The organism is Nocardioides sp. NPDC057577 (genome assembly GCF_042801335.1).
Lineage (GTDB): Bacteria > Actinomycetota > Actinomycetes > Propionibacteriales > Nocardioidaceae > Nocardioides.
This window is the reverse complement of the sequence record NZ_JBHVGB010000010.1, coordinates 1-21,772: the sequence shown is the minus strand read 5'-3', so window position 1 is coordinate 21,772 and position 21,772 is coordinate 1. Positions and strand designations below refer to the sequence as shown.

Sequence of the window (21,772 nt, the reverse complement as noted above, 5' to 3'; positions counted from 1 at the left end):
TCGGGCCGATGGTGCTGAATAGGCGCATGCCTTCTACTCCTCGGGTCGTGGTGTGCGGCCCTGCGTCTTGGAACCACCTGATCGAGCTCGACCATCTCCCCGAGCCGGTGCCGCACATGCAGTTCGCGCGCCGGTCGTGGCACACGGTCGGTGGCACCTCCGCGGGCAAGGCGCTGCACCTTGCCGGACTAGGTGTCGACGTACGCCTGTGGGCCCCGGTCGGTGAGGACGAGGACGGTGCGCGGCTGCGGGACCGGCTGGCCGGGGTGGGTGTCGTCGTCGGGGCGATCGCCAGCGAGCGGACCGAGCGGCACGTCAACCTCATGGCGGACGGGGGAGGCCGGGTCTCGTTGTACGTCTCGACGCCCTCGACCCCGTCGGTCGAGGCGATCGAGGCGGCGGTGCGCGCGGTCGCCGCGGCGGACCTCGCGGTCGTCGACCTGAGTGAGCTCGGCGGGCTGGTGCTCGAGGCCCTGCCGGAGCGCGGGACGCCGCTGTGGATGGACCTGCACGATTACGACGGCGCCACGGCGTTCCACGAGCCGTTCCTACGCGCCGCCGAGGGCGTGTTCATGAACGACGACGGCACCGACGACCCCTGGAAGCTGATGGCCTCGTGCCTCGAGCGTGGTCCCCGACTCGCGGTGTGCACGCTCGGTGCGAAGGGAGCCATCGCGCTCGAGGCCGACGGCACGAGACACGAGGTTGCCGCGGTGCCGGCCACCGTCGTCGACACGAACGGTGCCGGCGACGCCTTCATGGCGGGCTTCCTGGCCGCGCGGCTGCGTACGGAACCGGTCGAGCTCGCGCTCCGGGCCGCCGCGGAGCAGGCCCGGATCGCCATCGGGACCAAGCATCTCCATCCGGCGCTCGGCGGATAGTCTGGCTGCCCAGGGGAGAGCCAGGACCACGTCGGTGTAACCCCGATCCGACCATCCAGAGAGCAAGGAATCATGTCGATCCTCTCCGGCTTCAGCTCCGACGAGATCACCCAGCTCACGGACACGCCAGGTGCAGTGATCACCGCCGTGACCGTCGCCGACGGGAGGCCGGGCATCCTCACGATGCACAGAACGAGCGCCCGGATCGCCACGGTTTTCAGGGCAGCTCGCCAGGACGAGAACGAGTTGATCAGGGCCGTCGCGCTCGCGATGCAGGATCGACCGGAAGAGCCCGAAGAGCACGAGTCTGTTACCGACCTTCTCTACCCGGACCCGGAGCGGGAAGCCGCCCGAGCGGTCGAGGCGGTGGTGACCTCGATCGCCCTGCTCCGGAATCGAGCCGCGAGGGCAGACGTCGATGAGTACGCCGCCTGGCTGGTGGGACTCGCGAGCCAGATCGCGGAGGTCACCACAAAGCGCGGCGGCCTCTTCGGCAGGAGGGCGCGGACCTCGCCGCCCGAACACGCCTTCATCGATCGACTTCGTGCGGCGGTATCGGATTAGGGTCTGCCGTCGCGGCGGGCAACCTACCCCCGCCGCGACGTTCCGGTGACCGGGGCTCAGCCGCCGAAGGCGGGGTGGAGCGGCTTGCCGGGACCCTTGGAACGGGCCGTCGCACCGGCCTCGATCGGGTCGAAGGTCCACAGCGCGTACGCCCCCGGGCCGACGTGCAGCGTCGAGTTGCCGATCGTCTCGGTGTGCGGCTCCTCGGCCGCCTCGTTGAGGGCGAGGATGACGTGGCGTACGCCTGCCTTCTCGGCCGGGACCGGGAGCAGGCGGATCGTGGTCATGCCGTCGAAGGCGAGGACGCCGCCGTCCTTCAGGGTGCGGATCGTGATCCCGGCGGCACGCCACAGCGGCACCATCTTGTCGATGTCCGCCGCGGTCGTGGCGATCTGGATGCCGATGACATCGCGCATCTGGTGGTCGAGGTAGCGGTCGCGGTTGTAGCGGTCGCGGCTGACGTCGCCCTCGTAGGCGGGCGGCGGGAAGGTGAGCCGCGGGTCGCCGAGGAACTCGTCGCGATACTCCATCGCCCAGGAGAAGAAGGTGTCGTAGGTGGCCGTCGTGTAGGTGACGTCGAACCAGGGGATCGGGTTGCCGTCGCCGAGGTCGGTCACCTGGGTGAACTCGACCGGGTCGACGCCGAGCTTGTGCAGGTTGTCGGTGGCGATGGCCAGGTCGCCGTCGTTGTCGGCAGAGACCGCGAGCCCGGTGTCCCCGGCGACCGCGTCGGGCGCATCGCCCGGCCCGAAGAACTCCAGGTAGGTCTCCTTGCCGAGCAGGTAGCGACCGGTCCAGGTCGAGCTCCCGTCGTTGCCGGTGTTGATCCGGCGGTCGGCGAACTCGCCCAGATACTCGGAGTGCTCGATCGCGTCAGCCGTCTCCCGGTCGACCATCGCCCAGGCGTGGTTGAACGCCAGGAGCGGGTCCGGACGCGCCTCCTCCTCGGCCTGGGCAGGGGCCACCGACGTGCCCGAGGCGATGACGAGCGAGGCGATCGCAGCCGCGATGAAGCCCGAGATTCTCCATGGAGTCCGCATGGGTCCCAGTCTCTGCGACGGCGGCGCTCCTGTCCTCGGAATTCCTCAGGCGCCGTGGGAGACGGTGGCCATGGTCGCGCCGAGGCCGATCATGATGACGCCACCGCCCGCGCCGAGGCCGTCGAGACGCTTGGGCTTGCGGGCGAACCAGGCCTTGGCGCGGCTGGCGGCCAGGACCCAGCCCGAGTCGCAGGCGAAGGCCATCGCCGAGAAGATCGCACCGAGCAGGAGGATCTGGGGCACCGCCGGGGCGGAGGTGTCGATGAACTGGGGCAGGAAGGCCAGGTGGAAGACGATCGTCTTCGGGTTGGTCGCGCCGACGATCATCCCGGTGCGGATCGCGCCCCATGCGGTCGTCCGCGCGACGTCCTCGCCGTCGAGGGCGGCGCGCGCGTCGGCACGGTGGCGGATCGCCTGGATGCCCAGATAGACGACGTACGCAGCGCCGATCAGCTTCACGACGGTGAAGGCGGTCGCCGAGGCCGCCACCAGCGCGCCGAGCCCGACGGCGACCGCCAGGACCTGGCCGAACTGGCCCAGCGCGTTGCCGCCGACGGCGAGGATCGCCTCGCGGCGGCCCGCGGTCAGGGCCCGGCCGAGGGCGAAGAGCACGCTCGGTCCGGGGATCAGGATGAAGATGACGGACGCGAGCGCGAAGGCGGCGAACTGGCTCAGGGACGGCACGATTCAGATTCTCCGGCACGGGCGGCCAGACGTACGAACCATTTCTGGCAGGCGAGACGAGGTTCATGCGCCATGGATGATCCGGACGGCGCTCGGGTCGTCTCGAATGGCTGTCATGAGCGAGGTGACGCGAACCACGGTGGGCGCCGGATCGGGAGCCGTCTTGTTCACCCTCGCCTCGGCGCAGTTCCTGATGACCCTGGACAGCTCGGTCATGAACGTCTCCATCGCGACGGTGGCCGAGGATCTCGACACGACAGTCACCGGGATCCAGACGGCCATCACCCTGTACACGCTGGTGATGGCCAGCCTCATGATCACGGGCGGAAAAGTAGGCCAGCTGTTGAGCACCAAGCGGGCCTTCGCGATCGGCTGCGTCATCTACGGTGTCGGCTCGTCGACGACTGCGCTGGCCCCCAACCTGACCGTGCTCATCATCGGATGGTCGTTCCTCGAGGGTGTCGGGGCCGCACTGATCATGCCGGCGATCGTCTCGCTGGTGGCCACGAACTTCGCTCGGGCCGAACGACCGCGCGCCTATGGGCTGGTGGCGGCGGCCGGCGCGATCGCGGTGGCGGCAGGACCGCTGATCGGCGGACTGCTCACCACGTACGCCTCCTGGCGGCTGGTGTTCGCCGGAGAAGTCCTGATCGTGTTGGCCATCCTGCTCCTGACCAGGAGGATGACGGACTCGCCGGCGGACCCGAGCGCACGCCTCGATCTGGTGGGCACCGTGATGTCGGCGCTCGGGCTCGGCCTGGTCGTGTTCGGGATCCTGCGCGCGGGGACCTGGGGCTTCTTGATCCCGAAGGAGGGGGCGCCGTCGTGGCTCGGCGTCTCACCTGTCGTCTGGCTCGTGATCGCCGGTGGACTCGTGCTCCGGTTGTTCCTGGGGTGGGAGCGACGGCGTCAACAGGAGGGGGTGCCGGCGTTGATCGACCCGGCGATCCTCGACAACAGAGTGCTCCGTGGCGGCCTGACGTCCTTCTTCTTCCAGTACCTCCTGCAGGCCGGCCTGTTCTTCTCGGTGCCGCTGTTCCTGTCGGTGGCCCTCGGGCTGTCGGCGGTCGAGACCGGGGTGCGCATCCTTCCGCTGTCCCTCACCCTGCTGCTCGCCGCAGTCGGTATCCCGAAGCTCTTTCCGGATGCCTCGCCCCGCAGGGTGGTCAGGGTCGGGTTCGCCGCCCTCTTCGCCGGCAACGTCTCCCTGCTGGTCTCGCTCGAGGCGGGCGTGGGGCCCGAAGTCGTCACGTGGCCGATGCTGCTGGCCGGACTCGGCGTGGGCGCGCTGGCCTCGCAGCTGGGCAGCGTCACCGTCTCAGCGGTCCCGGACGAGCAGAGCTCGGAGGTCGGCGGGTTGCAGAACACGGTCACCAACCTGGGCGCGTCGATCGGCACGGCTCTGGCGGGCGCCGTGCTGATCTCTGCCCTGACCTCGTCGTTCCTCACCGGGATCCAGGACAACCCTGACGTACCCGACAGTCTCTCCACGGCGGCTGCGGTCGAGCTCGCCGGGGGAATCCCGTTCGTTCCTGACGACGCCCTGGCGGAAGCCTTGGCCGACGCCGGCGTGCCCGAGAGTGCCTCGGCGGCGATCATCGAGGAGAACACTGCCTCCCGCCTCGACGGACTGCGGGCTGCCCTGTCGGTGCTCGCGCTGATCTCTCTCCTCGCTCTGTTCTTCGCCCGCCGCGTGCCCACCAGGCAACCCGGTTGAGTCCGACGCGCCCTAGCTGACGCGGGAAGCCTTGATCTGCTCGACGAGGATGTCGCCGTGCCCGGCATGGCGGGCGAGCTCCTGGATCATGTGCGCGTAGACGAACCGCAGGGTCACCGGATTCCCGTGCCAGTCGAACTGCTCGTCGAGCTCATGTCCGGCGGCCACCTCGCGGGAACGCTCGCAGGCCGCACGGTGGGCCGCACGGACCGACTCGACCGTGTCCTCGGGGTCCGGCAGGAAGCTCTCCTCGACGGTGTCGGGCAGCCCGATCTCCTTGCGCGGCACACCGGCGACACGGGCGTGGAACCACACCTTCTCCACGAACGTCGCGTGCTTGACCAGCGCCAGGGGTGTGGTCAGCGACGGGACCAGCCTCCGTCGGGCCTCTTCGTCGTCGAGGTCCTCGAGGAGGCCGGTGATCTCGTCCCGCTGGATGTCGACCATTCCTTCGAGAAGCGCGCGCTCGTCCGCCTGTCCGATCTTCATGCGGGCAGGCTAGTCGGACGTACGCAGCCGCATGGTGCCCGGGCCGTAGCCTGTCCGTCATGTCGACGACGAACGACGCGGGGCCGGTCTTCGATGGCGTGAAGATCGGACGGCCCGCAACCGGGGCACTGCTCGCTGCGGGCTATCGCACGCTGTCGGACCTGCCGGACGACCTGGATGCTCTGCTGAGGCTCCACGGCGTCGGGCCCAAGGCCGTGAGCCTGCTGCACGAAGCGCTCAGCAGCGCTCCCTGACGTACGCATCGGCCTGCCGGCGATCCCAGCCGCGCGCCTCGTGGAGCCCGCGAACGAGCATCGAGACGTACGCGGCCGACGGCCGGGTGTGCGGGACCGCGTCGAAGCCGTGCGGCGCGGTGAAGGTGAGCATCGGGAGGCCGTCGCGGCGACCGACCTCGATCAGGGTCTCGTAGTGCCCCGGTCCCGCCTCGTGACGGCCCTCCTCGAGCCCGTCGATGACGACCTTCTCGATCGGGTCGCCCGGGGTGGGCAGCCGGTTCATCTCCTGGGCGGCGACATCGGCGAACTGCTCGGCGGTCATCCGGAAGGCCCGGGCAGCAGTCCACGACCCGGCCGCGTCGTGGTCGTAGAACGCCACGCCACCGGTCCATGTCGCCGACTCACCCGCGAAGTAGAGCCTCCCGGGGAGGTCGACGGCGACGTCTTCGACCGGCATGGCCGGCGTGCGGGCCCCGACGTACGACCGTCGCGCGCCGCCGGGCCGGCCACCGAGGAGATAGGCGCCGAGACGGTCGCGGCACATGTTCGATCCATAGCTGACGTACCAGACCTCGGAGCTCATCGCGGCGCAGCCTACCGGGGTGCGGGCCGGGAACCTCGTTGCCTGGGCATCACACCTGGAGGGCGGCGAGCACTCCGTCGGCGTACTTCTCCAGCTTCGCCTCGCCGATCCCGCTGATCGTCCCGAGCTCGTCGCGGGTGGCCGGCAACCGGGTGGCGATCTCGCGGAGCGTGGCGTCGTGGAAGACGACGTAGGCAGGCACGCCCTGCTCCTTGGCGACCTCGCCGCGCCACGCCCGCAGCCGCTCGAAGATCTCGGCCGCCTCCGGCGAGAGATCGGCCGCGGCCACCTTCGGCTTCCGCTCCCCGGAGCCGCTGCGGCGAGCCTGTCGCGGCGGCTCCTTGCGCAGCATCAGCTGCTGCTCCGAGCGCAGCACGGGGCCGGCGGCCTCGGCGACCGAGAAGACACCGTAGCGGGTGTCGACGGCGAGCATCTCGCGGGCCAGCAGCTGCCGGATGACGGAGTGCCAGTCGCTCTCGGCGATGTCGGTGCCGATCCCGAAGACCGACAGCTCGTGGTGGCGGAACTGGCGGACCTTCTCGGTCTCCTTGCCCCGCAGGATGTCGACGATCTGCCCGGCTCCGAAGCGCTGCCCGTTGCGCTCGCGGTCGAGCCGGATGACGGTGGAGAGCACCTTCTGGGCGGGAACGGTGCCGTCCCAGGACTCCGGTGTGGCCAGGCAGGTGTCGCAGTTGCCGCACGGCTCGGCGGCCTGGCCGAAGTAGCGCAGCAGCTGCACCCGCCGGCAGTCGACGGTCTCGCACAGGGCCAGCATCGCGTTGAGGTGCTGGCCGAGCCGGTGCTTGTGGGCCCGGTCGCCCTCGGAGGTCTCGATCATCTGCCGCTGCTGGACGACATCGGCCAGGCCGTAGGCCAGCCACGCGGTCGACGGCTGACCGTCACGTCCGGCCCGCCCGGTCTCCTGGTAGTAACCCTCGACCGACTTGGGCAGATCGAGATGGGCCACGAAGCGTACGTCCGGCTTGTCGATCCCCATCCCGAAGGCGATCGTGGCGACCATGACGATGCCGTCCTCGCGCAGGAAACGCGACTGGTTCTGCGCGCGGGTCCTGGCGTCGAGACCCGCGTGGTAGGGGAGCGCGGGGATCCCGGCGCCGACCAGGGTCGCGGCAGTGCGCTCGACCGAGTTGCGCGAGAGGCAGTAGACGATGCCGGCCTCGCCGGGGTGCTCGGTGCGGATCAGGTCGAGGAGCTGCTTTGCCGGCTTGTCCTTCGGGGCGATCCGGTACTGGATGTTGGGTCGGTCGAAGGAGGCCACGAAGTGGCGGGCGTCCTCGAGGTCGAGCCGGGAGGCGATCTCGCGCCGGGTCTCGGCGGTGGCGGTCGCGGTCAGCGCGATCCGCGGCACCTCCGGCCAGCGCTCGTGCAGGTGGGAGAGCTGCAGGTAGTCGGGCCGGAAGTCGTGACCCCACTGGGACACGCAGTGGGCCTCGTCGATCGCGAAGAGCGAGATCTTGGCCTGGTCGAGCAGCCGGCCGGTCTCGGGCACCCGCAGCCGCTCCGGGGCCAGGTAGAGCATGTCGAGCTCACCGGCGAGCAGCGCCTTCTCCACCTGCTGCCGCTCGTGGGGCATCTGGGTGGAGTTGAGGAAGCCGGCGCGCACGCCGAGCGCGGAGAGCGCGTCGACCTGGTCCTGCATCAGCGCGATCAGCGGCGAGACGACCACCCCGGTCCCGGCTCTCACCAGGGACGGGATCTGGTAGCACAGCGACTTGCCGCCACCGGTCGGCATCAGCACCAGCGCATCGCCACCTCCGGCGACGTGCCCGATGATCTCCGCCTGCTCGCCACGGAACTCGTCGTAGCCGAAGACGCGGCGCAAGACATCCAGCTCCGGGGTCACCTCCGCGCTTCGCGCGGTCACTCCCTCGCTCGGCACGAGCGGACGAGCAAGCTCGCCGCTCGACCTCGCTCGGTTCGTCTCATTCACGCGAGTGACCCTACCGGCCGTCACCGACGGTCCGGAGTTGTGAAGCTGAGAGTGGTCTATAGGTCACTCTCAGCTTCACAACCTCCTCAGACCGAGATCTTCTCGCGCTTGACCGTGGCTCCGTCGGCGGCGGGGCCGTGGGCGCGCTCGAGCCCTGCGCCCTCGACGTCCACGTTCGGCAGGATGCGGTCGAGCCACTTCGGCAGCCACCACGCGGAGCGGCCGAGCAGGTGCATCAGCGCCGGCATCAGCAGCATCCGGACGATGAACGCGTCCAGCAGCACGCCGAGCGCGAGCCCGAAGCCCATCGAGCGGATCATCACCGACTCGGCGAAGACGAACCCGCCGAAGACGGAGACCATGATCAGGCCGGCCGCGATGACCACCGAACGCCCGGCACGGAAGCCCTGGGCGACGGCGAGACGCGCGGGAGCCCCGTGGACGTACGCCTCCCGCATGCCGGAGGCCAGGAACAGCTGGTAGTCCATCGCCAGGCCGAAGAGGATCCCGACCAGCAGGATCGGCAGGAAGCTCAGGATGGGCCCGGTGCTGTCGATGCCGATCCACTCGGCGCCGATGCCCTTCTGGAAGACCGCGACCACGACGCCGTACGTCGCCAGCAGCGAGAGCACGAAGCCACCGGTCGCGATGAGCGGGACCAGGATCGAGCGGAAGACCAGGATCAGGATCAGCAGCGAGAGGCCGACCACGACGGCGAGGTAGGGGATGAGTACGTCGTTGAGCCCCTGCGACACGTCGATCGCGACCGCGGTGGCGCCGGCGACGCCGAGCGTGATGTCGCCGTTGACCGCCGGCATGTCCCGGATCGCGTTGACCAGCTCGTTGGTCGACACGCTGTTCGGGCCCTCCTCGGGCACGACCTGGAAGGCAGCCGTGCGACCGTCCTCGGAGACGGCGGCCGGAGCCACTGCGCGTACGTCATCGAGGTCCGCCAGTGCCTTGGCGACCGTCAGCTGGGCCCCCTGGATGCCGGCCTCGTTGAGGCCCTCGGGCAGCTCGGCGGCGACCAGCAGCGGGCCGTTGGCGCCGGCACCGAAGCTGTCCTCGGTGATCGTGTAGGCGGTCTTGGCCAGGGAGCCCTCGGGCTCGGAGCCGCCGTCGGGGAGGCCGAGGCGCATGTCGAGGGCGGGGACCGCCAGGGCGAGCAGGGCGACCACGGAGGCGACGACGGTGACCAGCGCGCGCCAGGTCGGCATCGGCTTGGCGTGGGCCTCGGCGGCGTCCTGCTTGGCGACCTTCTTCCGGGCGCGCTTGGAGACGATGCGGCCACCGACAAGGCCGAGGATCGCCGGGGTCAGGGTGATCGCGACCAGGACCGCGATCGCGACGCAGGCCGCTCCGACCGAGCCCATCAGGCCGAGGAACGGGATCCCGGTCATGTTGAGGGCCACCAGCGCGACGATCACGGTCGAGCCGGCGAAGACGACCGCCGTGCCGGCGGTGCCGTTGGCGAGCGCGATCGACTCGTTGACGTCCGAGCCGTGGAGCAGCTGCTTGCGGTGCCGGTTGAGGATGAAGAGCGAGTAGTCGATGCCGACGGCCAGGCCGAGCATCAGACCCAGGATCGGGGTCATCGAGGCCATCTGCACGACCCCGGAGAGGGAGAGCGCGCCGAGCGCACCGATGCCCACTCCGGTCAGCGCGGTGATCAGCGGGACGCCGGCGCCGATGATCGTGCCGAGCATGACCAGGAGGACGATCGCGGCGACGCCGACGCCGACGATCTCACCCGGGCCCACCGGGTTGGGGGTCTCCTGGGAGATGTCGGAGGAGACGCCGATCTCGACCCCGTCGATCGGGCTGTCGGTGAAGTGATCGACGGTGGCCTTCTTGGTCTCCTCGGACATCTCCAGACGGCCGACCGAGTAGGCGACGTTGACCAGGGCGGCCGAGCCGTCCGCCGAGACCATTCGGATCCCGTCTGCGAGCTCGAGCAGCTCGGCGCCGTTCTCGGCCTTGGCGGTGTTGGCCTCGAGGTCGGCGGCGCTGTCGTCGAGCTTGGCCTGCTGCTTGTCGAGGGCGGCCTGCTGGGCGTCGATCTGGGTGGTCGGCATCCCGGCGCTCTGCAGCTGGGTGCGGGCCTTGTCGATGTCGGCCTGCGCCTTGTCGAGCTTGGCCTGAGCGCTGTCGAGCTGGGTCCGGCCGGCCTCGAGTCGGGCCTGGCCCTCGGTGACCTTCTCGGCCTGCGCCGTGCGCTGGGCCTCGGTCTGGAACGGGTCGGTGACCGCGGCGACGTCGGGGAGGTCCTCGGCGCTGGTGATCAGCGCCCGGATCTCCCGCTTCTGGGTTGCGCTGAGCGGGGTGCCGTCCTCGGTCTGGAAGGCGATCGTGCCGGAGCCGCCGGCCAGGTCGGGCAGCCCCTCCTGGAGCTCGTCGACCACCTCGGACGAGGGCAGCCCCGGGATGTCGAAGCTGGTGGTGAGCTCGCCTGACCAGGCGACGTACGCCCCGGCGGCGCCGGACAGCGCCAGCACCCAGGCGAGGATCACAAGCCAGGCGCGGCGCGCGGCCGACTTGCCCAATCGGTACAACAGCTCCGCCATGGCGGCATCCCTCCGGTAATTCGCAACGGTGCGTCCAGTTAATCACCTGTGCGCGAACGGACAAGGGTTGCTGAGCGAGTGATGTGTCACACCTGTGCCGTGGCCAGGAGATGCCACGGGCTCTTAGGATGCCGTTCATGTCAGCGTCCGCAGGAGTGCGCCGTCGGGGTGCCGTACGCAGTGAAGAGGCTCGCATGGCGATCCTCGACGCGACCGGGCGGCTCTTCGCCACCCAGGGCTACGACCACCTCACCATCGAGGGCATCGCGGCCGAAGCAGGCGTCTCCAAGCAGACGATCTACCGCTGGTGGTCCTCGAAGAGCGCGGTCGTCGCCGACGCTCTGATCGAGGACCTGCTGCTGCCGGACCACCCGGTCGTACCGGACACCGGGGACATCCGTGCCGACCTGATCGCCTGGATGCAGAGCCTCATCGACCTCGTCGCCCAGCCCGGCAACGACGGCCTCGTCCGCTCGCTCGTCGCGGCCGCCTGCGAGAACCCCGACATCGGCACCCGCCTCAACGACGCGCTCGGCATCACCGCCACCGTCTCCACCCGTATCGAGGCAGCCGTCGACGCCGGCCAGCTGCCCGCCGACCTGCCGGTCACGGAGTTCGTACGCGCCCTGGTCGGTGGATTCGTGCTCCACTCCCTCGAGCGCTCCGAGCCCGCTCCGGACGTCGCCGAGCGTCTGGTGCGCGCGCTGCTCCACTGATCGGCCCTTACCCAAGAAAAGAGGGGGCCGGTTCCGCGGCGCAGGGCTACGGTGGAGGGCATGCCGAAGGTGCCGCCGCCCGTCTACGTCGCCGCGGGCCTGGCCGCCCAGCATCTGCTCGCTCCGAGCCGCCGTCCGACCGTCGTTCGGTCCGTCGCGGCCGGTCTCCTCGCGGCCGGCTCGGTCTATGTCGCCGGTGGTGCCGCCCGGGCGTTCAAGCACAAGGACACCACGTTCAACCCGCTCGAGCCCGAGGGTGCGACCGCGGTCGTCACCGACGGGCCGTTCCGCTACACCCGGAACCCGATGTACGTCGGCATGGCCGGCCTCCTCGCCGCCCACGCCGTCCTCCGCGGTGGCTGGCTTCCGCTCGTCCCCGTCGCCGCTTTCGTCGCCGTCATCGACCGCACCCAGATCCCCGCGGAGGAGCACGCCCTGTCGTGGAGCTTCGGGGAGGCGTACGACTCCTATCGGGCTGCCACTCCGCGCTGGCTCGGCTCACCCAGGAGTGCTCCGCGTGGCTGAGCTCCTCCACACCGTCCTCGACACCACCGACGTACGCGGCCTCGCCGAGTTCTACCGCCAGTTCCTCGGCCTCGTCTACCGTCCGGGCGACGAGGAGCCGGGTGACGACGACTGGCTCGTGCTCACCTGGCCCGACGGGCGTCGGGCGCTCGCGTTCAACCTGGTCGACTCGTCCGAGATGGACCCCTCTGGCTGGCCTGCGCCTGGGGCGGTCAAGCACATGCATCTCGACACCGTCGTCGGGTCTGTAGCCGAGCTCGATGCCGAGCATGCTCGTGTGCTCGGGTTGGGGGCTTCGCTCCGGTTCGATCGTTCTGACGATCCCGAGGAGCCTCTGCGGGCTTATGCGGATCCTGCGGGGCACATCTTCTGCATCTTCGTTGCCTGATGCTTCTGGTGCTCGAGCTTGTCGAGGTCTCCCTGGCCGGCGACCGCAGCCTCGGGTGGGTGAGAATGGGCGCGTGAGCGAGATCGAGTACGTAGAGAACCCGGCCAGGCGTCGCTACGAGATCCGCGACGGGGAGACCGTCGCGGGGCTGGCGACCTACCGGCTGCCCGACGACGAGCATGTGGACTTCCTCCACACCGAGGTCAAGGAGGCCTACAACGGGCAGGGGCTCGCCTCGAAGCTGGTGGCGTTCGCGCTGGCCGATGTGAAGGCGAAGGGGAAGCGGATCATCCCGCATTGCCCGTACGTCGCGGGGTGGCTGAAGCGGCACGGCGAGGAGTACGCCGACATCACCGACTGGCCCGCCTGATCACCAGAGATCAGAGGGATTCTGCCGACTTCCGCGGCTCCAGGCCCAGCTTGTCCAGGGGAGTGCGGGTCATGTGCGCCGAGGGCCAGGTCTGGCCTCGGGTGGAGCCGCGGGAGTAGGGCCTGGCGCCCGACTGGTAGGTCACGAAGAACTCATCGCCGACCTCGGCGACGCCCTCGGCCAGGTTGGGGAGCGACTGCACAGCACGCGGCCGGATCGTGACCCGGTCCTGCACGACCAGCTGGCTGCGCCGGGTCGGGCCGCGGTTGACGCTGAAGACGTACTCCTCCTCGCGGACCACGACGCCCTGGGTGCCGACGGGGGTGCGTACGCCGATCGGGGTCTTGATCTGCCAGGTGTCGTCCTTGCGGATGTACTTGTAGAGGCGGTTGTTCGCGTGCGACCCCACGTAGAGCAGGTCCTTCGCGGCGGCGAGGTAGGAACCGGCGGCGAGTGCGACCAGCGGGGAGACGGTCGAGACCGTCGAGATCGGTTCGGCGTGGACGATCTGGGTCAGTGAGTAACGGTAGAGCCGGGGCGGGTTGCCCTCGCGGCACACGTAGACCTCGTCGCCGATGACCGCGACGCCGCCGGCATTGACCGGGCCGCTGACGCTGCCCTTCGGCCCGCCCAGGTAGACGGCGTTGATGAGCTCACCCGAGGGCCTGTCGACCAGGGCGAGCGCGGAGCCGAGCTTGTCGCCGTAGTAACCCTGCAGGAGCAGCTCGGTCTCGGGGGAGTATGCCAGGCCCTGCGGGACCCAGCCGTGGTCCTCGTCCCCGGTGAGCACCCCGGCGGTGGCGATGTGCGGGATCAGCGGACCGAGTCTGCTGCCACTGCGGCCCAGCCAGGTCTCGGTGCGGTCGATGCCGCGCTGGACCCATTTCTGCTGCCTCTTGGCCATCACCTTGGGGTCGATCACGATCAAAAAATCTATCCGCTCGGACACCGATCGGCGGTCGCTTCGGGGCGCGAGTCCGACAACTGTCCACCTGGCGGAACGGTCGGGCGACAGGTTCCATGTACTCGCGGGTAGTGATGGTGGCAGGATCTGCCGACATGACTGCGGAGATTCAACGGCACGCCGACGTGATCGTGGTGGGAGCCGGCCTTGCCGGCCTGGCAGCAGCGGCCGAGGTCGCGGACGCGGGTAAGAGCGTTCTCCTGGTCGACCAGGAACCCGAGCAGTCGCTGGGCGGCCAGGCGTTCTGGAGCCTCGGCGGGCTCTTCCTCGTCGACAGTCCCGAGCAGCGCCGGATGGGGATCAAGGACTCACCCGAGCTGGCGCTCCAGGACTGGATGGGATCCGCCCAGTTCGACCGTGACGAGGACCTGTGGCCGCGGCGGTGGGCCGAGGCGTACCTGGACTTCGCCGCCGGCGAGAAGCGGTCCTGGCTGCATCAGATGGGCCACCGGATCTTCCCGGTCGTCGGCTGGGCCGAGCGTGGCGACGGCCGCGCCGACGGCCACGGCAACTCGGTGCCGCGCTTCCACATCACCTGGGGGACCGGGCCGGGCGTGGTCGAGCCGTTCGAGCGGCGGGTGCGCGCCCACGCCGACAGCGGCCGGATCACCTTCGCCTTCCGGCACCGGGTGGACCAGATCCTGATCGAGGACGGGGCGGCCGTCGGGGTGAGCGGCAAGCTGCTCGAGCCCAGCGACATCGAGCGGGGCCATGCCTCCTCGCGCACCGAGGTGGAGGACTTCGAGCTCCGCGGCCAGGCGGTGATCGTCACCTCCGGCGGCATCGGCGGTGACCACGACCTGGTCCGCAAGCACTGGCCGGAGCGGCTCGGCACCCCGCCGAAGTCGATGGTCTCCGGCGTGCCTGCACACGTGGACGGCCGGATGCTCGAGATCACCGCGAACACCGGCGCCAAGATCATCAACGACGACCGGATGTGGCACTACGTCGAGGGCATCCGCAACTGGGACTCGATCTGGGCCAACCACGGCATCCGGATCCTCCCCGGCCCCTCTAGCCTGTGGCTGGACGCGACCGGCAAGCGCCTCCCGGCGCCGTTCTTCCCCGGGTTCGACACCCTCGGCACGCTCAAGCACCTGCGGCAGACCGGCTACGACTACTCCTGGTTCGTGCTGACCGAGAAGATCATCAAGAAGGAGTTCGCGCTCTCCGGCTCGGAGCAGAACCCCGACCTGACCGGCAAGGACATCAAGCTGCTCGCCGAGCGGGCACGCAAGGGCCCCGGCCCGGTGAAGAGCTTCATGGAGCACGGTGAGGACTTCGTGGTCGCCGAGAACCTCACCGCGCTGGTCCACGGCATGAACGGCCTCGCCGATAAGGACCCGACCGGACCGCAGATCAACGAGAGCGAGCTGCGCCGTCTCATCGAGGCGCGCGACCGCGAGATCGCCAACAACTTCACCAAGGACGCCCAGGTCACTGCGCTGTACGCCGCCCGCCACTACCGCGGGGACAAGCTGCAGCGCACCGCCAAGCCCCACCGGATCCTCGACCCCGAGGCCGGCCCGCTGATCGCCGTCAAGCTCCACATCCTCTCCCGCAAGACCCTCGGTGGGCTCGAGACCGACCTGTCCGGACGCTGCCTGACCTCGGCCGGCACCCCGCTGCCCGGGCTCTACGCGGCCGGTGAGGTCTCCGGCTTCGGCGGCGGCGGGATGATGGGCTACAACGCGCTCGAGGGCACCTTCCTCGGTGGGTGCCTGTTCTCGGGACGTACGGCCGGCCGGGCTGCGGCCGCAGCGATCTGACGCCGCGTCGGCGTGGTCAGTGGGCGCCGGAGAGGTTCAGCCCGACCACGCCGACGACGATCATCGCCAGGAAGCCGGCCTTGGCGGCGCTGAGGTGCTCACCGAGGAACATCACGCCGATGCCCGCGACCAGTGCCGTGCCGAGGCCCGACCAGATGGCGTACGCCACCGAGACCGGCATCCGCTCCACGACCACGGACAGCAGCCAGATCGAGACGCCGTAGCCTGCCACGACCGCGACCGACCAGGGAACGTTGCGGAAGCCCTCGGTGCGGGGGAGCAGCGCGGTGCTGACGACCTCGATCGCGATCGCGGCGACGAGCAGAATGGCGGCGTACATCTTCCGGGTCCTCCTGGGGAGCGTGTAGCGACTGCTACATCACCGCTAAATGTAGCAGTCGCTACATGTTGGGCATAATGCTTTTCATGGACCGCAAGGAGGAGCTCCTCGGGCAGGTGGTCGACCATGTGCTCGAGCACGGGTTGATCGGGCTGACCCTGCGTCCGCTGGCGGCCGCGATCGGCACCAGCGACCGGATGCTGATCTACCACTTCGGCGGTCGCGACGAGCTCGTCGCCGCGGTGGTGGCGCGCACCAACGAGCTCTCCGTCGCGGCGGTCGCGGCGCTCGAGCCGGCCGAGGACGTACGCGCCGGGGTGGAGGCACTGTGGCGGGCCTACCGCACCGAGCCGCTGCACGGCTGCCTGCAGGTCTACCTGCAAGCGGCCGCGACCGGGTTGATCGGGATGGAGCCCTATCGCTCGGTCGTCCGGGAGACCAACGAGCTGTGGTACGCCGCGCTGCGCGACTACGTCACCGCCTGTGGCGCCCCGCGCGAGCGTTCCGGTCGGATCGTCACGCTCGTCGACTCCTCGCTGTTCGGCTTCCACCTGGACCTGGCCACCGACCGGCCCGACGAGCTCGCTGCCGGTGTGGCCGATCTCGCCGTGGCCGCGGGAGCGATCGCCGAGGGGTGATCGGGGGTCCGGCACAATGCGCCGGGTGAACTCGCTGCTGAAGACCATCCCCGCCGACCGCATGCACCTGTGGCTCATGCTGGTGCTCACCTTCACCACCGGCATCAACGACGCCGTCGGCTACCTCGGTCTGGACAAGGTGTTCACCGGCAACATGACCGGCAACGTGGTCATCCTCGGCATGGCGCTGGTCGGCGACACCGACCTGCCGGTCCTCGGGCCGGCCCTGGCGCTGGTCGGGTTCATGGCCGGCGCCGCGCTCGGCGGGCGGGTGCTGAAGGCCGACAAGCAGGCCTGGAGCGGGCGCACGACCGTGCTGTTCTCCCTGGTCGCAGTGGTCATGCTGGCGTTGGCCGCGCTGCTCTTCGTCACCGGGGACGAGCCCTCGAGCGCGGTGATGGTCACGACCACCACCCTGGCCGCGGTCGCGATGGGCACCCAGGCGGCGGCCGCTCGCCACATCGCGGTCAAGGACGTGACCACCGTCGTCGTCACCAGCACGATCACGGGCCTCGCGGCCGACTCGCCGATCGGCTCCGGCAAGGCGTCCTTCCGTGGCGGCGGCACCGCGCGCCGGGCGATCGCCGTCCTGCTGATCCTGCTCGGTGCCTTCGCCGGTGCCGGGATGCTGCTGTGGCACACCGGCGGCGGCCTGCTGCTCGCCGGTGTCCTCATCGGGCTCGCCACCGCCGTGGGTGCCTGGCACGCCCGGGTGCACCGCGCCATCATCTAGCGGCGGATCCTCTAGGGTCTGCCACGTGGAGTGCCCCAAGTTCGCGGTCAGCGTCGACCTCGTCGTGCTCACCGTTCGTGACGACGCGCTCTGCGCCCTGGTCGTACGCCGCGGCATCGAGCCCTATCGAGGCGCCTGGGCGCTTCCGGGCGGGTTCGTCCTCGACGACGAGGGCCTCGAGGAGGCGGCGGCGCGCGAGCTCGCCGAGGAGACCGGGATCCGGCCGGGCAGCGTGCATGTCGAGCAGCTGGCGACGTACGGCTCTCCGGGGCGGGACCCGCGGACGCGGGTCGTGACCGTCGCCTATCTCGCGCTCGCGCCCGACCTGCCGGTGCCCGCGGCGGGATCGGACGCGGCGGACGCGCAGTGGTGGCCGGTCGACTCGCTCCTGGCCGGCGGCGGCCTCGCCTTCGACCATGCCGCGATCCTGCGTGACGGCGTCGAGCGCGCCCGCTCCAAGCTGGAGTACTCGCCGCTGGGCGCGGCGTTCTGCGCCGAGGAGTTCACCGTCGCCGAGCTGCGCCGGGTCTACGAGATCGTCTGGGGCGAGCGCCTGGACCCCCGCAACTTCCATCGCAAGGTCACCAAGACCGAGGCCTTCCTCGAGCCCACGGGCACGACGACGACACGGGACGGCGGCCGGCCGGCTCAGCTCTTCCGCCGTGGCTCCGCCGAGCACCTGCACCCGCCGCTGCTGCGCCGCACGACCTGACCCGGTCGGTCACCGAACGGTCTCGGTGCGGTCACGAACCGATAACGGCGGATCCGGTGTGTCGCACGGCACATGAGACGCGGCGATGCGCGCGGAGTAACTAGACAACAGCCACGGCATTCTTGTCCAGCGGACGCCGTGTCTCGGGGCGAGCGCCCTGTTTCGAGAGTTTCGTCTTGAAAGGGTCGTTACAACGCCGAAACGCCGGTGCCAGCCCCTGAAACCTCCGCTCGCTACGGTCCCCGAAACCTATGCGTGACACTCCTCGAAGGGAACTCGTTTCGATGTCTACCCCCGCCTCTCGGACCTCGCGACGTACGTCAGTTCAACGCCGGGCCGCCGCGGCCCTGCTGTCCGTGGTCGCCGCCACCACCCTGGCCGCCTGCGGCTCCGACTCCGAAGAAGGCAGCAGCGAGGAGGGCTTCGGCACCATCTCGATGCAGTACTCCTGGATCAAGAACGAAGAGTTCGCCGGCGAGTTCTACGCCGAGGACAAGGGCTACTACGAGGAGGCCGGCTTCGACGCTGTCAACGGCATCTCCGGCCCCGACACCGGCGTCGCCAAGCTGCTCTCCGGCAAGGTCCAGGTCGCGATCAACGACGCCGCCTCGGTCGGCTCCGCGATCGCCGAGCAGGAGGCGCCGCTGAAGATCATCGGCGCCACCTTCCAGAAGAACCCGTTCACGATCCTCTCGCTCGCGGACGGCGGCAACATCGCGACGCCGGCCGACCTCAAGGGCAAGAAGATCGGCGTCCAGGACTCCAACGTCAACGTCTTCAAGGCGATCCTCGCGGCCAACGGCCTGGAGGAGAAGAAGGACGACATCACCGTCGTCCCGGTCGAGTTCGACCCGACGCCGCTGATGAAGGGCCAGGTCGACGGCTTCATGGCCTACCTGACCAACGAGTCGATCACCGTCGAGCTCGCCGGCCACGAGGTCACCAACCTGCCCTACGCCGAGAACGGCGTGCCGTACGTCGCCGAGACCTACACCGTCACCGACCAGTACCTCGCCGAGAACCGCGACCTCCTCAAGGCGCTGCTGACCGCCGAGATCAAGGGCTGGACCGAGACCTTCAAGAACCCCACCGACGAGGTCGTCAAGGTCGTCACGACCCACTACAACCAGGCGGCCAGCGACTCCGACGGTCTCGAGGCCAGCTTCGGCGAGCTCGACCCGGTCAAGACCAAGCGTGGTCTCGAGGAGTCGCAGAAGCTGATCTCGACGCCGGAGACCGAGAAGAACGGCCTCTTCACCATCTCCGCGGAGCTCCAGCAGCAGACCGTCGACTCGCTCGCCGCCGCCGGCTGGGAGGTCTCGGCCGAGGACTTGTTCGACACCTCGATCATCGACGAGATCTACGAGGAGAACCCCGAGCTGAAGGACTACCTGAAGTAGTCATGGCCGAGAACAAGCTCATGGATGCCGGTGCTCCGGCGGCAGAGACCGGTGGCGGCACCGGCATCCACATCTCCGGAATCGGCAAGGTCTTCGGCTCCGGGTCGAAGGCCGTCACCGCGCTCGAGGACACCGAGCTCCACACCGACCAGGGCTCGTTCCTGGCCCTGCTGGGGCCCTCCGGCTGCGGCAAGTCGACGATCCTGCGGATCCTCGCTGGCCTGGAGACGCCGACGAGCGGAGAGGCGTACGTCGACGGCAAGGCTCCCGCCGACCTGCGGCGTGACTCCGAGCTGGGGATCGCGTTCCAGGACCACGCGCTGCTGCCGTGGCGCTCGGTGGTCGGCAACATCAAGCTCGTCTTCGAGGTCGCCGGGAGGCGCCCGGACATGGACTACATCCACGAGCTGATCAAGCTCGTGGGGCTGGAGGGCTTCGAGAAGGCGCGCCCCGCGCAGCTCTCCGGCGGGATGCGGCAGCGGGTCTCGATCGCCCGGGCCCTGGCGCTGAAGCCGTCGGTGCTCCTGCTCGACGAGCCGTTCGGCGCGCTGGACGACATGACCCGGCAGAACCTCAACCTGGAGCTGCTGCGGATCTGGACCGAGAAGCCGGCGACCACCCTGCTGGTCACCCATGGTGTGAACGAGGCGATCTTCCTCTCCGACCGGGTCGCGGTGATGTCGCCGCGACCCGGCCGGATCAAGGAGATCATCGAGGTCGACCTTCCTCGGCCGCGTACGCCCGAGATGATGCGTACCCCGGAGTTCCACGCGCTCGCCGACCGGGCCTCCGAGCTGCTCTTCGGTGACGACGGGCGTGCCGAGGCGGAGTCTTGATACGGATGCCGGGCTGGCTCGCCGGTCTGATCGGTGTGGTCATCCTGTTCGTGCTGTGGGCGGTCGTGGCGGTGTTCGGGTTCCCGCCGGATGCCGGGACCGGGTTCACGCCGGTGCCGCCGCCGTGGACCGTCCTGTCGGAGATGGCCGCCGCAGGTCCGTCGGCGTTCTGGGACGGCGTGCTCCGCGAAACCCTGATGGAGGCCTCGATCGGCTTCCTGTGGGGCAACCTGATCGCCCTGCTGCTGGCCTCGCTGGTGCTGCTGGTGCCCTGGCTGGAGCCGGTGATCATGCAGATCGCGGTGACGACGTACTGCCTGCCCGTGGTCGCCGTGGGCGGCATCTCGATCGTGGTCCTCGGCGGCGCCGAGCAGCCTGGGGACCCGTCGAAGACCTCCGTGTTCCTGGCCGCGCTGATGGTCTTCTTCACGACCGTCGTCGGGGCCGTGCTCGGGTTCAAGTCGGCCGACCGCGCCTCGCTCGACGTGGTGCGGGTCTACGGCGGATCGGTGTGGACGCAGCTGGTGAAGGTACGCCTGATCGCGGCCGTTCCGGCGATCCTCAACGCGCTCCAGATCGCGGTGCCGACCGCGATCCTCGGTGCCGTCCTCGGGGAGTATCTGGGCTCCACCGACCGCGGCGTCGGGCGCACGCTGATCGTGCTGCAGGGCAAGCCCGATCCGGAGCGGCTCTGGGCCGTCTTCCTGGTCTGTGCCCTGGTCGCCCTGGCCGGCTATCTGCTCCTGGGGCTGGTCTCGCGTCTGGTGACGCCGTGGGTCGCCGGGAGGGCCGGATGAGGGCCGGGTCTTTGTCACGGGCGTTCCTGGGACCGGTGCTGCACACCGTCGCCGCGCTCGCGATCGTGGTCGTGCTCTGGCAGGGGTTCGTGTCGTTCTCGAGCGTCTCGGACTTCGTCGCCAAGGGCCCGTTGGACGTGCTCGACCACCTCTTCACGGGGCCGGACGCGGCCTCGCACCGGGCCGAGCTGTTCCCACTGACGTGGGTGACCCTGAGGGACGCCGCGCTCGGCTTCCTCGCCGGGATGGCTATCGCGATCGTGGCGGCCGTGCTGTTCAACCTGTCGCGTACGGTCGAGGCCGGCGTCATGCCGCTGGCGCTGCTGCTTCGCTCGATCCCGCTGGTCGCGATCGCGCCGGTGGTCATGCTGATCACCGGCCGCGCCTCGACCGCCTCGGTCGTGGTGCTCGGGATCATCGTGGTGCTCTTCCCCGCGCTGGCCGCGATCCTGTTCGGGCTCTCCCAGGCCTCGCCGCAGTCGCTCGACCTGGTCGCCGTCTACGGCGGATCGCGGCTCACCGCGATCCGGAAGGTGTCGCTGCCCGGCGCCCTCCCGTCGATCTTCGCCGCTGCCCGGGTCTCGGTGCCCGGCGCCGTGACCGGTGCGCTGCTGGCCGAGTGGCTCTCGACCGGCAAGGGCATCGGCGGAAACATCCAGAAGTTCCCCGCCGCCGCCCGCTTCGACGACCTGTGGGCCGCCGTCGCCATCATCACCGTGGTCACGCTGGTGCTCTACAACCTCGTCCAGCTCCTGGAGTCGGTCGCGCTCGAGCGGATGGGGATGTCGTCCCGCTGACGCCGAAGCGTCACGCAGGTCGGCCGAAGCGTCACTCCCGTGGGGCCCGGTGGGACACATGTGGCAACAACGCCGACC

The 21,772-nt window shown here is 69.7% G+C and carries 24 protein-coding genes; 16 read left to right on the top strand and 8 right to left on the bottom strand.

From position 1 onward, the window contains the following. The first annotated feature begins 26 nt into the window (after positions 1-26). Together ACFU7D_RS03585 and ACFU7D_RS03580 are read left to right on the top strand one after the other, a co-directional pair. Complete coding sequence (locus ACFU7D_RS03585) at positions 27-881, top strand: carbohydrate kinase family protein (protein WP_378863403.1); 855 nt, start codon at positions 27-29, stop codon at positions 879-881. Between the two features lie 72 nt (positions 882-953). After that, a complete protein-coding gene (locus ACFU7D_RS03580; RefSeq protein ID WP_378863399.1) occupies positions 954-1,445 on the top strand; it encodes a hypothetical protein in 492 nt (163 codons plus the stop codon). 56 nt (positions 1,446-1,501) lie between these two features. On the opposite strand, the gene ACFU7D_RS03575 is transcribed toward ACFU7D_RS03580, so the two are convergent. After that, positions 1,502-2,485: a DUF5829 family protein gene (locus ACFU7D_RS03575; RefSeq protein ID WP_378863396.1), complete on the bottom strand. Its 984-nt coding sequence runs from the start codon at positions 2,483-2,485 to the stop codon at positions 1,502-1,504. Between the two features lie 45 nt (positions 2,486-2,530). Further along, positions 2,531-3,169, bottom strand: coding sequence for a LysE family translocator (locus ACFU7D_RS03570; protein WP_378863393.1), 639 nt, complete (start codon positions 3,167-3,169; stop codon positions 2,531-2,533). A 115-nt stretch (positions 3,170-3,284) separates the two neighbouring features. On the opposite strand from ACFU7D_RS03570, the gene ACFU7D_RS03565 reads away from it, so the two are divergent. Further along, positions 3,285-4,886 (top strand): MFS transporter, encoded by a 1,602-nt coding sequence (locus ACFU7D_RS03565; RefSeq protein ID WP_378863390.1) that lies wholly within the window; start codon positions 3,285-3,287, stop codon positions 4,884-4,886. A 12-nt stretch (positions 4,887-4,898) separates the two neighbouring features. On the opposite strand, the gene ACFU7D_RS03560 is transcribed toward ACFU7D_RS03565, so the two are convergent. Next, complete coding sequence (locus tag ACFU7D_RS03560; protein ID WP_378729086.1) at positions 4,899-5,375, bottom strand: DinB family protein; 477 nt, start codon at positions 5,373-5,375, stop codon at positions 4,899-4,901. Between the two features lie 59 nt (positions 5,376-5,434). Between ACFU7D_RS03560 and ACFU7D_RS03555 the strand changes: the two genes are divergently transcribed. After that, entirely contained in the window at positions 5,435-5,629 is a 195-nt protein-coding gene (locus tag ACFU7D_RS03555; protein ID WP_378729087.1) for a helix-hairpin-helix domain-containing protein, read from the top strand. Here ACFU7D_RS03555 and ACFU7D_RS03550 read toward each other — a convergent pair. From ACFU7D_RS03550 to ACFU7D_RS03540, 3 genes are all read right to left on the bottom strand, one after another. Beyond that, complete coding sequence (locus tag ACFU7D_RS03550; protein WP_378863387.1) at positions 5,613-6,194, bottom strand: histone deacetylase; 582 nt, start codon at positions 6,192-6,194, stop codon at positions 5,613-5,615. The genes ACFU7D_RS03555 and ACFU7D_RS03550 overlap by 17 nt on opposite strands. A 49-nt stretch (positions 6,195-6,243) precedes the next feature. Next, positions 6,244-8,094 carry a DNA helicase RecQ gene (gene recQ / locus ACFU7D_RS03545; RefSeq protein ID WP_378863558.1) on the bottom strand — a complete coding sequence of 617 codons (1,851 nt, stop codon included), beginning with the start codon at positions 8,092-8,094 and terminating at the stop codon, positions 6,244-6,246. Between the two features lie 137 nt (positions 8,095-8,231). After that, positions 8,232-10,709, bottom strand: a complete 2,478-nt coding sequence (locus ACFU7D_RS03540) for an MMPL family transporter (protein ID WP_378863384.1) — start codon at positions 10,707-10,709, stop codon at positions 8,232-8,234. Positions 10,710-10,846: 137 nt separating this feature from the next. On the opposite strand from ACFU7D_RS03540, the gene ACFU7D_RS03535 reads away from it, so the two are divergent. The 4 genes from ACFU7D_RS03535 (at position 10,847) to ACFU7D_RS03520 (ending at position 12,708) form a co-directional block, all read left to right on the top strand. After that, on the top strand, positions 10,847-11,425 hold the full coding sequence (locus ACFU7D_RS03535; protein ID WP_378863381.1) for a TetR/AcrR family transcriptional regulator: 579 nt from the start codon (positions 10,847-10,849) through the stop codon (positions 11,423-11,425). Positions 11,426-11,485: 60 nt separating this feature from the next. Then, entirely contained in the window at positions 11,486-11,950 is a 465-nt protein-coding gene (locus ACFU7D_RS03530) for a methyltransferase family protein (protein WP_378863378.1), read from the top strand. After that, entirely contained in the window at positions 11,943-12,338 is a 396-nt protein-coding gene (locus ACFU7D_RS03525) for a VOC family protein (RefSeq protein ID WP_378729093.1), read from the top strand. The genes ACFU7D_RS03530 and ACFU7D_RS03525 overlap by 8 nt, the downstream gene beginning before the upstream one ends. A 73-nt stretch (positions 12,339-12,411) precedes the next feature. After that, the gene (locus ACFU7D_RS03520) at positions 12,412-12,708 is read left to right on the top strand and encodes a GNAT family N-acetyltransferase (RefSeq protein WP_378863375.1); all 297 of its coding nucleotides are present in this window, start codon (positions 12,412-12,414) and stop codon (positions 12,706-12,708) included. A 10-nt stretch (positions 12,709-12,718) separates the two neighbouring features. Here the strand turns inward: ACFU7D_RS03520 and ACFU7D_RS03515 are convergent, their stop codons facing one another. Beyond that, positions 12,719-13,630 carry a hypothetical protein gene (locus ACFU7D_RS03515; RefSeq protein WP_378863372.1) on the bottom strand — a complete coding sequence of 304 codons (912 nt, stop codon included), beginning with the start codon at positions 13,628-13,630 and terminating at the stop codon, positions 12,719-12,721. Positions 13,631-13,767: 137 nt separating this feature from the next. Between ACFU7D_RS03515 and ACFU7D_RS03510 the strand changes: the two genes are divergently transcribed. Further along, on the top strand, positions 13,768-15,441 hold the full coding sequence (locus tag ACFU7D_RS03510) for an FAD-binding dehydrogenase (protein WP_378863368.1): 1,674 nt from the start codon (positions 13,768-13,770) through the stop codon (positions 15,439-15,441). A gap of 16 nt (positions 15,442-15,457) precedes the next feature. Here the strand turns inward: ACFU7D_RS03510 and ACFU7D_RS03505 are convergent, their stop codons facing one another. After that, complete coding sequence (locus ACFU7D_RS03505; RefSeq protein WP_378863364.1) at positions 15,458-15,781, bottom strand: DMT family transporter; 324 nt, start codon at positions 15,779-15,781, stop codon at positions 15,458-15,460. 86 nt (positions 15,782-15,867) lie between these two features. On the opposite strand from ACFU7D_RS03505, the gene ACFU7D_RS03500 reads away from it, so the two are divergent. From ACFU7D_RS03500 to ACFU7D_RS03470, 7 genes are all read left to right on the top strand, one after another. Further along, positions 15,868-16,419 (top strand): TetR/AcrR family transcriptional regulator, encoded by a 552-nt coding sequence (locus ACFU7D_RS03500; RefSeq protein ID WP_378863360.1) that lies wholly within the window; start codon positions 15,868-15,870, stop codon positions 16,417-16,419. 25 nt (positions 16,420-16,444) lie between these two features. Continuing rightward, entirely contained in the window at positions 16,445-17,152 is a 708-nt protein-coding gene (locus tag ACFU7D_RS03495; protein WP_378863357.1) for a YoaK family protein, read from the top strand. Between the two features lie 25 nt (positions 17,153-17,177). After that, positions 17,178-17,864, top strand: a complete 687-nt coding sequence (locus ACFU7D_RS03490; protein ID WP_378863354.1) for an NUDIX domain-containing protein — start codon at positions 17,178-17,180, stop codon at positions 17,862-17,864. Between the two features lie 284 nt (positions 17,865-18,148). Next, positions 18,149-19,264, top strand: coding sequence for an ABC transporter substrate-binding protein (locus tag ACFU7D_RS03485; RefSeq protein WP_378863351.1), 1,116 nt, complete (start codon positions 18,149-18,151; stop codon positions 19,262-19,264). 2 nt (positions 19,265-19,266) lie between these two features. Beyond that, positions 19,267-20,100, top strand: a complete 834-nt coding sequence (locus ACFU7D_RS03480) for an ABC transporter ATP-binding protein (protein ID WP_378863348.1) — start codon at positions 19,267-19,269, stop codon at positions 20,098-20,100. A 5-nt stretch (positions 20,101-20,105) separates the two neighbouring features. Continuing rightward, positions 20,106-20,897: an ABC transporter permease gene (locus ACFU7D_RS03475; RefSeq protein ID WP_378863345.1), complete on the top strand. Its 792-nt coding sequence runs from the start codon at positions 20,106-20,108 to the stop codon at positions 20,895-20,897. Next, positions 20,894-21,694: an ABC transporter permease gene (locus ACFU7D_RS03470; protein ID WP_378863342.1), complete on the top strand. Its 801-nt coding sequence runs from the start codon at positions 20,894-20,896 to the stop codon at positions 21,692-21,694. Before ACFU7D_RS03475 ends, ACFU7D_RS03470 begins: the two co-directional genes overlap by 4 nt. Positions 21,695-21,772: the final 78 nt, after the last annotated feature.